Source organism: Acidobacteriota bacterium (genome assembly GCA_035471785.1).
GTDB lineage: Bacteria > Acidobacteriota > UBA6911 > RPQK01 > DATIPO01 > JANQFM01.
In genome coordinates, this window is sequence record DATIPQ010000145.1 from 70,546 (window position 1) to 82,166 (window position 11,621).

Annotated in this window: 11 protein-coding genes; 6 read left to right on the forward strand and 5 right to left on the reverse strand. The window is 63.9% G+C overall.

Annotated elements, in window-relative coordinates; all coding sequences use genetic code 11:
- Window positions 1-218 precede the first annotated feature (218 nt).
- Both VLU25_20765 and VLU25_20770 read left to right on the forward strand, forming a co-directional pair.
- Entirely contained in the window at window positions 219-1,112 is an 894-nt protein-coding gene (locus tag VLU25_20765; protein ID HSR70375.1) for a M23 family metallopeptidase, read from the forward strand.
- A gap of 101 nt (window positions 1,113-1,213) precedes the next feature.
- Window positions 1,214-1,801, forward strand: a complete 588-nt coding sequence (locus VLU25_20770) for a cysteine dioxygenase family protein (GenBank protein HSR70376.1) — start codon at window positions 1,214-1,216, stop codon at window positions 1,799-1,801.
- Between the two features lie 146 nt (window positions 1,802-1,947).
- On the opposite strand, the gene VLU25_20775 is transcribed toward VLU25_20770, so the two are convergent.
- Both VLU25_20775 and VLU25_20780 read right to left on the reverse strand, forming a co-directional pair.
- Window positions 1,948-2,370, reverse strand: coding sequence for a PilZ domain-containing protein (locus tag VLU25_20775; GenBank protein HSR70377.1), 423 nt, complete (start codon window positions 2,368-2,370; stop codon window positions 1,948-1,950).
- A gap of 54 nt (window positions 2,371-2,424) precedes the next feature.
- Entirely contained in the window at window positions 2,425-3,432 is a 1,008-nt protein-coding gene (locus VLU25_20780) for an alcohol dehydrogenase catalytic domain-containing protein (GenBank protein HSR70378.1), read from the reverse strand.
- A gap of 95 nt (window positions 3,433-3,527) precedes the next feature.
- Between VLU25_20780 and VLU25_20785 the strand changes: the two genes are divergently transcribed.
- A complete protein-coding gene (locus VLU25_20785) occupies window positions 3,528-4,085 on the forward strand; it encodes an AAA family ATPase (GenBank protein ID HSR70379.1) in 558 nt (185 codons plus the stop codon).
- Between the two features lie 78 nt (window positions 4,086-4,163).
- Window positions 4,164-4,445, forward strand: a complete 282-nt coding sequence (locus VLU25_20790) for a hypothetical protein (GenBank protein HSR70380.1) — start codon at window positions 4,164-4,166, stop codon at window positions 4,443-4,445.
- A 346-nt stretch (window positions 4,446-4,791) separates the two neighbouring features.
- On the opposite strand, the gene VLU25_20795 is transcribed toward VLU25_20790, so the two are convergent.
- The 3 genes from VLU25_20795 to VLU25_20805 form a co-directional block, all read right to left on the reverse strand.
- A complete protein-coding gene (locus tag VLU25_20795; protein HSR70381.1) occupies window positions 4,792-6,846 on the reverse strand; it encodes a S9 family peptidase in 2,055 nt (684 codons plus the stop codon).
- Window positions 6,847-6,917: 71 nt separating this feature from the next.
- Window positions 6,918-7,868, reverse strand: coding sequence for a threonine/serine dehydratase (locus VLU25_20800; protein ID HSR70382.1), 951 nt, complete (start codon window positions 7,866-7,868; stop codon window positions 6,918-6,920).
- Between the two features lie 50 nt (window positions 7,869-7,918).
- Entirely contained in the window at window positions 7,919-9,004 is a 1,086-nt protein-coding gene (locus VLU25_20805; GenBank protein HSR70383.1) for a phosphodiester glycosidase family protein, read from the reverse strand.
- A gap of 89 nt (window positions 9,005-9,093) precedes the next feature.
- On the opposite strand from VLU25_20805, the gene rpiA reads away from it, so the two are divergent.
- Both rpiA and VLU25_20815 read left to right on the forward strand, forming a co-directional pair.
- On the forward strand, window positions 9,094-9,801 hold the full coding sequence (rpiA, locus tag VLU25_20810) for a ribose-5-phosphate isomerase RpiA (GenBank protein ID HSR70384.1): 708 nt from the start codon (window positions 9,094-9,096) through the stop codon (window positions 9,799-9,801).
- Window positions 9,798-11,450 carry a bifunctional metallophosphatase/5'-nucleotidase gene (locus tag VLU25_20815; protein ID HSR70385.1) on the forward strand — a complete coding sequence of 551 codons (1,653 nt, stop codon included), beginning with the start codon at window positions 9,798-9,800 and terminating at the stop codon, window positions 11,448-11,450. The genes rpiA and VLU25_20815 overlap by 4 nt, the downstream gene beginning before the upstream one ends.
- Window positions 11,451-11,621 lie beyond the last annotated feature (171 nt).

Below are 11,621 nucleotides of genomic sequence, written 5' to 3' on the forward strand. Positions count from 1 at the left end.
GAAACCGTCAGTGTACCACTAACCGCCAATATTCGGCAGGCACCGCTGGACCGCTCATGAAAGCGTTTCCAAGCCTTTCCCAAACCAAAAAAAGAGCGAAAAAGACTTGTGTGACGCCAATTACTTGACACTCGCCCCTCGGCTTCCTATACTGACCCGGTTTTTGGGGCAGCAAGGGATTTCTTGCTGATTTCGACACGATTGCAGGGGAGTAGTTGATGAATCAAGGGGGCTGGACTGTCATCTTCGCCCGTTCAGGCGAAGGGACGGCCCGTAAGTTTTACGTGTCGCGAGCCCTGCTGGCGGCCGTCTGCATGACCGTTTTGGTCGCCTTCCTCTCTTCCGGCCTGGTTTTCTTCCACTACTTCGAATTTTGGGGCGATTCTCTTGCTCAGGAGCGTTTGTTGGCCGAGCGGGATGAGCTTCGCCGGGAAAGCCAGACCTTTCGCGTCACCGCCCGTCAGTTGAATGATCAGATGAGGCTGGTCGAAACTACGGCCCGCAAGCTGCAGATGATGTCGGGTATGGCGGAGGAAGGCAACGAAGTCCCGGGCGTGGGCGGACCCGCACCCGACGCCGTCCGGCTCCACTTGGAGGCCCCCGAAGACCTGCGCCGCCATTTCGAGCTGCTGGAAACCAAGCATGCCGACCTGATGGGCGATCTCAGCCAATTGCAGGACCACTACACCCTGCGCCGCATACTGCTCGACTCCATCCCCTCCATCATGCCGGTGCGCCAGGGAATCATGGGCGACCCGATGGGCTACCGCCAGGACCCCTTCACGGGCACCCGCGCCTGGCATCCCGGACTGGATGTGCGGGCTCCTAAAGGCTCGCGCGTCATCGCCACCGCCGACGGCGAAGTCACCTACGCGGGATGGCGCAGCGGTTTCGGCAAACTGGTGGTCATCAAACACCGCTTCGGATTCGAGAGCTACTACGGGCACCTGTCCAAGATCATGGTGGAAAAGGGCGACAGCGTCCGGCGTACCGACGTGCTGGGCTACGTGGGATCGACGGGACGCGCCACCGGCAACCATGTTCATTTCGAAGTCCGATTCCGCGGAGACTCCCTCGATCCTCAGCGCCTTATCCGCGACGAACCTCTCTAGCGCCGGCCAACCCGGCCTCACCTCTTGGGACGCTCCAGACCGCTTGAATCGGCCTGCGCTCATGAGCTAATGTGGGCATGTACAAAAGTTCGTTAGGAGGCATGAGTACAATGGCAGTCACATTGCAGACGGGAACGGAAAAACTGATCAAGGCCCTGGACCACGCCGTACGGTCCGGCAAGGGCGACGTTCAGGCCATCACCGACGGCGTCAAGAACGCCCTCACCGACCTGATCTCCAGCCGCAGGATCGACCTTCCCCAAGAACTGCGCCAGCCGCGGGCCGAAGGCTATGCCCGCCGTCAGGTCTACCAGAGTCCCGACCTGGGGTACGAGGTGATTGCCATGATTTGGGGACCCGGACAAGGCACCCCGCTGCACGATCACGCCGGCATCTGGTGTGTAGAAGGGGTCTACTCGGGCGAGATCCGCGTCTGCCAGTACGAATTAATGGAGCGCCGGGACGACCTTTACCGATTTCGTCCCTGTGAGAGCGTGCAAGCCCACCTGGGCGAGTCGGGAAGCCTGATACCGCCTTTCGAGTACCACACCATCCACAACAATCTCCAAGACGAGGCCTCCATCACCATCCACGTCTACGGCGCGCCCATGGAACATTGCAGCATCTTCGAGCCCACCGAGCAGGACGGCTGGTACAGCAAGAAATCGAAGACGCTTTCCTACGACTAGGGCCACTAGGTGGCCAACAAGCTCACACACCGATCAAGTTTCAGCGACCGCGCTGGAGGCCTGATTGCTCTCGGCGGTATGAGGCTGCTCACTATATTCCGCTTGGGATTTGGACCTTGGTATTTGGGCCCTGGAACTTGGGGCCGTCAGGCCCCCGAGGTGCCCTTCTTCCGGAACTGCTCGCGTTCTTGACGCCGCTTGTGGCGGGCTTCGATTTGGGCCTTGAAAAGAAAGCCCACGATGCGGTCTTGTTCCTCCTGGTCGATATCGACGAATTCCAGTCCCCCCACCAGCATGTTTTCCTCTTCGACCTCGACTTCCTGGCACCAGACCACGCGAGCCGTGACTTCAATGGGCCGGGCCTCGGGGAGAAGCAAGGTGAGGCGCAGCTCATCGCGGGGGACAAGCTCAAGGTCGGTTTCAAAGCGCAATCCGCCCCCGCTCAGGTCCTGGGTCTGGTAATGGAAGGTGCGGCTGCCGGGGACATCGGCTCCCTGCGCCTTCATGACCGAGAAACTGAAGGGGACAGCGAGCTTGAGTCTGAAAAACTCGCGCTTGTTAATCACCATTTCATCATAGCATCGGCCGATGAAAAAAGGGGAAACCCGTTTCCAGACAAGAGTTTAGGGGCGCAGCAAGACCTTGAGGACGCCCGCCTGAGCTGCTTTGCGCAAGGCCTCTTGCGCCTCTTCCAGGGGAAACACCTCATCGATCAGATCGCGCGGATCGATCCGTCCCGATTCAAGCAGCCGCAGCGCCGCTGCAAAGGGGCCGCAGCGGGAACCCAGCAGTTGAATCTCGTCGACCACGATGCGGGAGAAGTCGATGGCGGCAGCAGGCCCGGCGCCCGCTCCGCCCGAGACCTGAGCATAGGTGCTCTTGAGGATGACGCGTCCTCTGGGCTTGACGGCATGCAGAGCCGCGGCCAGCCCCTCCGGCGAGCCGGTGGCCTCGACCGCCACCTCATAGGAGCGGCCGGGGACGGCTTCGGGAGCCAGCGGCTGAATGCCATGTCGGGACAGCAACAGGGCTTGAGAGGCGTGCTTGGCCGAAACCTGCAGGCGGCAACCGCTATCGAGGAGCACGCGGGCGATCAACTGTCCCAGGCGTCCGGCACCCACCACCAGCACGCTTTCGTGGGCAGAAATGCAGCCTGTCTCCTGCACCTGAAGAGCCGCGGCCAGAGGCTCGCAGAAGACGGCCGCCTCGTCTGAGAGCCTGTCGTCCACCGGATGCAGGTTGCAGGCCGGCAGGCGAAGCCGCTCGGCAAAGGCGCCGCCTCGTCCGCGGATGCCTGTCACCGTGCGCGAGGGGCAGTGGCGGGCGCAGTCCGGCGATGGCTGGGGACAGTCCTGGCAGGGCACGTTGATCTCTCCCACCACCCGGCGCCGCTTCCAGGACAGGCCGGAGGCAGGCCGCGGCAACTCCGCCACTTCTCCTTGGTCCTCCAATTGGGCCACGAACTCATGCCCAAGTATGCCCTCGAAGCCGGCGTAGCCTCGGACCAACTGCAAGTCGGTTCCGCAGACTCCCGCCAGCAGCACCTTCATCGCCAACCCCTCCCGGAAGGGCGGTTCGGGGGCGTCGGGGCGGAACGCCGCCTTTCCTTGACTCAGCCAAACCGCTTTCATGAAGCTCCTTCTACCCTTCGATGCCGCAGCATAGCATCCCCCCGCTCTCCGTCTCCAGGCTCATCAAACGGCGGCCTCGGGTTAAGATAAAGGACATGCTGATCGGACTGACGGGACGCAACGGAGCGGGCAAAGGCGAGGTCGCGGCCTTCTTCAAGAAGAAGGGCTTTCGCTTTTACTCCCTCTCCGACGTCATCCGCGACGAGATCCGCAAACGCGGGGAGGCCGTCACCCGCGGGCAATTGGTGGAGACCGGCAACCGCCTGCGCGCCGAGTTCGGCCACGACGTCCTGGCCCGCCGCGTGCGCGACAGGCTGGACGGCACCGACAATTGCGTCATCGACTCCATCCGCCTTCCCGAAGAGGTGGAGGCCTTGCGAACTCTGCCCGGATTCCTCATGCTTTCCGTCGAAGCCGAACCCGAGATCCGCTACCAGCGGGTCTTGCAGCGGGGACGCGAAAGCGACCCCCAGACTCTGGAAGAGTTCCTCGAACTGGAAGGCCTGGAACTGGCCAAGCCCGGTTCGGGCCGCCAACAACTGGCCGAGACAGCCAAGAAAGCCGACCACCGAGTCCCCAACAACGGAACCATCGAAGAACTCCACCGTCGCCTCGAACTCTTCCTGGGCCAACGGGAGGCCCACCAGCGCTAGGCCTGCACTGACAAGCGGCCTGCAAGGATCGCTCTTTACTATGGGTGCCTTTTTTCGTTATGATGTGCATCTACAGTTATGATTAACGAGCAGATACAGCCTCAGGGGCCGGACCCGGAAAAAAACGACAGCCAAGCGGAACAAGCCGAGCAGGAGGCCAGCTCGGCCCGACAATGGGTGCTGGAGGCAGCGGAGTGGGAGGCCCTGGAAGAGGTGGCCATGTCCTTTCATGGCGTAATGCGCCTGATCGACAGCCACGGTTTCGACAACTCCACCGGTGCCGAGGAGTTGCTGCGTCTCAGCTGCCGGCAATTGCAAAAGGTCCTCTCCGGCATCCGCGAGAAGGTGGAAGAAGACTAAGGCGCTCCCAACCACCGTTCCGCACCTGGGAGCTGGTGGTTGGGAATTGGGCAGTTGCGCAGCCTAGTGCAGTGCGTCACAAGTTTTGAGCCACCCTGTAGCGTTATCCCACGCTTTCAGCGTTCGCACGTTTGCCGTCTGAAACCCAGGGTGGCGCCGCCGTCTCGCTGGCGCTCGCCGGGGCTGACCCTGGGCTGACGAATCGCTCGCCTTCAGCGAGCCCGGACTTGACTTCTAACACAGTCGCTGCCTGCCCTCCGAAGCCTTGGCGAAGGAGGGGGCTGGCGAATCTGTCCCTTTCAGACAAAAAACGGCGGCCCTGGCTCAGAACTTATGACCGGCAGCACTAGGGTTCGATGGGCTGGTATTCGACCTTGTAGGGCGGCATGTCTCCGCCCGGGCCTTTCAGATAGTGCTCGAACCAGCGGATCGAGCGCAGGCTGTAGTCGAGGCGGGCGGCCGCCTTGCGGTTGCCGTGCTCCTCTCCGGGGTAGAGCACCAGGCGGACGGGCGCCTTTCCCCGCAGCTTGAGGTGGCGGTAAAGCTCGCGCGACTGTCCGACGTTGACGCGCGGATCATCCTTGCCGTGCAGAATCAGCAGCGGCGTCTGGCTCTGGTCGGCGTAGTAAATCGGACTCCGCTCCAGGAAGAACTGCCAGTTGTCCCAGGGGCGCTTGCGGGCGTGGACGTAGTATTCCTCGTCGGGAATATCGGTGGTGCCCACCTTGGAGATCTTGTTGGAGATGCCCACGAACATGACTCCAGCGGCGATGCGCGAGCTGTAATAGGTGGAAAGCCAGCCCGTGGCATATCCGCCGTAGGAGCCTCCGGTGACGCCCACCTTGTCTTTATCCGCCAGGCCCGTCTCGATGAGATGGTCGGCTGCGTCGATGAGGTCGTCGAACTCCTTGCCGGCCGGATCAGCCTGGCTGAGCTTGGAGAACTCAACGCCCCGGCCCGTGCTGCCGCGGTAGTTGGTGAAGAAGGTGGCGAATCCTCGCGCCGCCATCACCTGAGCAGGATTGGAGTAGCTGGTCAGCCAGCCGTTGTGGTGGTGCGACTCGGGTCCTCCGTGGACCATGAGGATGAGCGGGTAACGGGTGCCCATCTGCTCGCCCAGGGGACGCACCAGAATCCCCTCCAGCTCCAATCCGTCGCGGGCCTTGAAGGAGACCACCTCCTGGGCCCCCATTTCGCGCTCGGCCAGCCAGGGATTGCTGTCGGTCAGGCGTGAAGGGCCCATGTCGCCGTGGTTCATGGCGTAGACCTCGGACGGGTGGCCGGGCGTCTGGGCGGTCAAGGCCGCTTTCTGCCCGTCGCTGGAAAGGCTGAGAGAGCCCAGGATGGGCCCTTGCGTCTCGGTCAGCTTCTTGTGTCCGCTGCCGTCGGCCGATATCTTCTCCAGCGTGGTCCAGACGCCGGTCTCGTTGATGTACATGATGGTGTCGCCATCCTGCCAGGCGATGGCGGTGACGTGGCCCTGGTGGTTGTCGAGCAGATCTTTGAAGTCGCTGCCGTTGGAGGAGGCCACCATCAGCCGGCCCTCGCGCGGGTCGTTGATGTCGACCGACCCGATGAAGGCGATGTGCGATCCGTCCTTCGACCAGGCCAGCTCTCCCAGCTTGCCTTCGTTGGCGTAGGTCACCAGGGTTTTGCCGTCGCCGGCATCCAGGATCATGACGTTCTGGAGCATGTAGCGGTCGTCCACCAGCGGAGTGGGCGCGATGGAGGCCAGCAGGCGGTCGTCCACCGGCGACCAGTCGACGTCGAAGGCCGAGCCCTCGATCTCCAGGGCGCGCGGTACCTGGCCGTCGGCGAAGGCTTGGGCGATGTAGATCCGACGGGGGCGCCAGTCTTCTTCATAGATCTCCTGGTTGAAGCCCTTTTCCTCCAGTTCTTTTTCTTCTTCGGGCTTGGGTTCGGTGGCGATGATGGCCAGGCGTTTGGAATCGGGGGCCCAGGAGTAGCTTGATATGGAGCTTTTCATCTCCAGGGCCTTGCGGGCCTCGCCTCCGTCCAGCGCGATGAGGTAGAGCGCGTCGTTTTTGTCGCCTTCACGTTTGGCGGTGAAGGAGATGTGCTTGCCGTCGGGCGTGAAAGCCACGTTGTCGGCGCCCGCCTCGTCGGTGACGAAGGGCCGCCGGCTGTCATCCCAGCGGTCGATGACCCACAGTTGGCGCAAGGCCGGTCCGTTCTCGTCCTGGAACGGGTTGCGGGGTGCCGAGAGGACGTAGGCGATGTAGCGTCCGTCGGGCGAGATGAGGGTGTCGGAGACGGACTGCAGGCGGGCTATGTCGTAGGCTGTCAGTCCGCCGTTGGCGGCGGCCAGGGCGGTCGTCCAAGCCAGCGCCAAGACCAGCAGGGCCGTCAAAAAACGTTGGTTCGATAAGAAGCGATACATGTACCGTCCCTCCCTTTGATAATGCACTCCGCGGCGGGTACGCGGATGGTTGAGATTCAATCCCTTTTATTCTAGCGGTTTGAGAGCAACTGTCCCAGCGTTTGGGGGTCGACGTTCCCTCCGCACAGGACGCAGGCTACACGCGATCCCGGCGCGATCTCGACCTGCCGCGTGAGGATGGGGACCAGGGCGGCGGCGGCCGAAGCCTCGGGGACCACTTTGAGGCGCTCCAGGATCAGCGCCATGGCCTGGACGGTGTCTTCGTCCTCCACCAGCAGCACCTGCTCCACGTGGCGGCGGACCACTTCGAAGGTGTGCTCTCCGGCGAAGGGCGCCGCCAACCCGTCGCAGATGGTGTCGACGCTCTCCAGGCGGGCCGGAGACCCCTGGGCCAGGCTGTCGGTCATGGCCGGGGCGCCGCGCGGCTCGATTCCGATGATGCGGACCTCGGGACGGCGCCCCTTGAGGGCGGCGGCGATGCCGGAGATGAGTCCGCCCCCGCCGATGGTGACCAGCGCCACGTCGATTTCGGGCGCGTCCTCCAGCATCTCCAGGGCCAGGGTGCCCTGCCCGGCCATCACCAGGGGATCGTCGAAAGGGTGGACGAAGGTCAAGCCGCGCTCTTGCTGTAAACGCGCCACCTCGTCCATCAGCGGACCCTCGGTCAGGACCACCTCGCCTCCGTAAGAGCGGGTGGCCGCCACCTTGCCCGCCTTGCTCCAGGAGGGCATGACGATAGTGGCTTCGATGCCCTGCAGGCGGGCGCCGAAGGACAGGGCCTGGGCGTGGTTGCCGGAGGACATCGAAACCACCCCGCGACGCTTGTCCTCTAGGCTGAGGCTGGAGAGCTTGTTGAGCACGCCCCGCACCTTGAAGGACCCGGTCTTCTGAAACATCTCCAGCTTGAAGTGCAGGTCGAGGCCGGTCTCTTCGCTCAAAGATGCCGAGCGGACGGTGGGCGTCCGATGCAGCTTGCCCTCGATGACCCGGGCCGCCTTCTCCACGTCAGCCAGTGTGATCATAACCAGAAGCCTAGCATTGACGGGACACGGCGGCACCATCGCGCCGGGGACTACTTGAAGACTATGGCGTCGGAGACAGGGCGTTCCTGGCCGAAGTCGGAGGGGCTGTTGAGGACCTTTCCGCGGTAGACGAAGGTGGTGGAGCCGCCGCCGTCCAGGTTGAGGGCGTCTCGGCAGCCCAGTTCTTTCATGAGCGCGCCCAGCTCGGGAAGGGTCAGTCCCACGCTCAATTCAGCCTGGCGCCCGTCCACGGCCACCACCACCCATTGGCCCTGCCCGCCGAATCCCACTGCGGTGCGGGGATGCTTGTTGGTGATGAAGGTCTCGATGGTTTCTTCGGCGGAGAAGTCTTCCACCAGGCGTCCGTTGCGCAGCACCACCCCGGCGCCGCCCACGATGAAATCCATGGAGGCCCACTGCTGATCCGCCTCCTCCTCTCCCTCTTTCAAGGCCGCCGTGGCCCCCTGAGGACGGAAAGCGTAGCTGACCCCGGCCTGGTCGCCTTCCGCCAACTCAACGGCCTGGGCCTGCCTTCCGGCTGAAAGCACGTAGCCGTCTGGCGGGACAGCGAGATCGTTGCCTCCCAACGCCTTGACGCGTCCCTGCCAGAGAGCCCACTCGCGGCCTCCCGGATCGGTCAAGGTGCTGCGGTGATAGGCCCAGGTGTAGAGGATGAGTTGGCTGTTTCCCCGCGCGCGGTTGATGCCGTCGAGGCTGATGGCGCCCGAGGACGTCTGCAGCGTCCACGACATGAGCAGGCGTCCTATCAGGGCCTGGCCGTCCCGGGTCCATCCCAGGGCTCCGCGCGGCCTGGAGGGAGAGGCGTAGAAGCCGTCTTCGATCTTGAGGACGCCCGTGGACAGGCCGTCGTAGCGTCCGCCGATGGTGAAGAAGCCGGCGTTGACTGCCGCCCGCGCCCCGCTGCGGCGGGCCATTGAAGAAACGGTCTCGCGACCCAGGCCGTCGTTGAGGGCTCTGACCAGTTCGATCTCGGCCCGCTCGGGATCGACCCGCAGCACGTGGATGGAAAGGGGACCCTCCCGTTGCAGGTGGCGATACTCGATCCCGCGCCCCTGCCCGCTGGACGGGGCCGCTAACAGCGCGGTCAGAAGTGCCGCCCAACAAAGCTTCGCCAAGCAGGGCCGTGGTCGTGTCGGTCTCAGGGGACGATTGCCGGGTTCAAGCATGTGATATAGGATAGGCCAGCCGCGGAAAAATGGCCATCATGAGCGAGCGCGTGAGCCTTCAAGACCAGGAAAAGAAAGCTGCGGCCGAGGCGGCGTTGAGCTACGTCCGCGAGGGGATGTCGCTGGGATTGGGTACCGGCAGCACGGCCGCCTTTGCCGTCCGCGGACTGGGACGCATGGTGAGGGACGGCCTGAAGATCCGCGCCGTGCCCACCTCCCGCCAGACCCGTTCGCTGGCCCGAGCCGAGGGAATTCCGCTGACCACCTTGCAGGACTGCCCCCGGCTTGACCTGACCATCGACGGGGCCGACGAGGCCGACCGCCGTTGCCGCCTCGTCAAGGGCGGCGGCGGAGCCCTCCTGCGCGAGAAGATCGTGGCTTCGGCCTCGCGGCGGATGCTGGCCATCGTCGATTCCAGCAAGCTGGTGGAGTACCTGGGCGCCTTCCCGCTGCCCGTCGAGGTGGTGCCCTTCGCCTGGCCGGTGGTGCTGCCGCGCCTGGCGGCTTTGGGATGCAGTCCGGTACTGCGCCGCCGCGGCGATGAGCCCTTTGTGACCGACGAGGGCAACTACATTATCGATTGTCCTTTCAAGACTCTCGACGATCCCAGCGGCCTGGCCGCGGAAATCAGTCCCCTGGCCGGGGTGGTCGAGCACGGGCTCTTCATCGGTCTGTGCCATGAAGTCATCGTGGCCCGCGGCAGCAGCACCGAGACCATTTCCTGCGGGCCGGGGAATGAGCCGTGAAAAGAAGCCTTCTCTCGATGACCCTGACGGCGGCGATGCTGTTGCCGTCCTGCGCCATCACCAATCATCGCCCGACTCCGCCGCCCGCGTCCCAGGCGCCTGCCAGCTTCACCATCCTGGCCGTCAACGACGTCTACCGCATCAACGGCGTGGCCGACAGCGAGGGACGAGGACAAATCGGCGGACTGGCCCGCCTGCGCACGCTCAGACGCTCGCTGGAGGCTGAGGACCCGGGCCTGCTGGTCCTCCATGCCGGAGATTTGCTGACGCCCTCCTTGCTCAGCCTCATGTATGAGGGCCGGCAGATGGTGGACGTGCTCAATCGTCTGGACGGCGATCCTCAGGCCTTCGATCCGCGCCTCTTCGTGACTTTCGGCAATCACGAGTTCGACATTCGGGACGCCTCCGAACTGGACCGCCGCATCGATGAATCGCAGTTCCGGTGGCTGGGTACCGACCTCACTTTCAGCAGCCAAAACGGCCAGCCGGTGGTGGACGGCGATAACTTGTTGCGCACCCTGATCGTCGAGTCCAACGGCCTGCGTATCGGACTCTTCAGCCTTTCCATCGACATGAACGATCCCCACTACGTGCAGTTCGCCGACCCTCTGGAGACGGCCCGGCAGGCCACCGCCGAGTTGAGGCAGCAGGGAGCGGAAGTGGTGGTGGCGTTGACCCATCTGCGTCTCTCTCAAGACATCGAGATCTTGCAGGCATTGGGCGATCAGGGCCCTGACCTGCACATCGGCGGACACGAGCACAGCCAGCAGCACGAGATGGTCAACGGCCGCTACGTTCTCAAAGCCGACGCCGACGCCGTCTCGGCCACCGTGGTCAAGGTGACTCCCCGGCCTGACGGTCCGCCTCGAGTAGACTTTCGCTATGAGGACTTGGGGCCGGCTGATCCGTCCCCAGACCCGCAGGTGCAGGAACGGGTCGACTGGTGGCTGGCCAAGCACGCTCGAGAGTTCTGCGCCGGCCAGCAGCCTCCCGAGCCTCCCGATTGCCTGGACGAGAAGCTGGGCGTGGCCGGGGTCACGCTGGTGGCCGAAGAAACCATGATCCGCCGCTACGAAACCAACTTCGGCAACTGGGTGGCCGACCTCATGAAGGCTCAATATCCCCGGGCTCAGGTTGCTGTCGTGGGGTCGGGCACGCTGCGCATGAACCAGGACATCCCCAAGGGAGGCGATTTCACCCGCCGCGACCTGGAAGCCCTGCTGCCTTTTCCTACCAGGGTCAGGTTGCTCAAGATCACCGGCGCCGACCTGCAAAAAGCCGTCTCCCACTCGGTCGAGACCTGGACCGGCAACGGCTGGTGGCTGCAAGTCAGCGGCATCGCCTTCCGCCACGACCCCAAGGAGGAACGGGCTTATGATCTCACCCTGCTGACCGATAAGGGCCCTCGCCCCGTCCAGCCCGAGGAAGAAATCTGGCTGGCCGCCAACGACTACATTGCAGGCGGCCGGGACGGCTACGCCATGCTGGGTCCTCAGGCTGAAGTCCCCGGAGCTCCCTCGCCCAACCTGGAAGACCTCATCAAGCAGGCCCTGGCCGCCGCCGGCCCCGAGGGGATCAAGCCGCAGAAAGAGGGCCGCATCTGCAACACTCAAGAGGCAGACCAGCCCTGTTTAGCCGTCGTCCGCTAGCCCCGTGGGAGGCGCCCCTGGCCAATGGTGCAGTGCATCCCAAGTTTCGAGCCATCCTGTTGCGTTATTTCACGCTTTCAGCGTTCGGACCTTGGCCGTCTAAAACCCAGGGTGGCGCCGCCGTCTCGCTTGCGCTCGCCGGGGCTGACCCTGGGCTGGCGAATCGCTCGC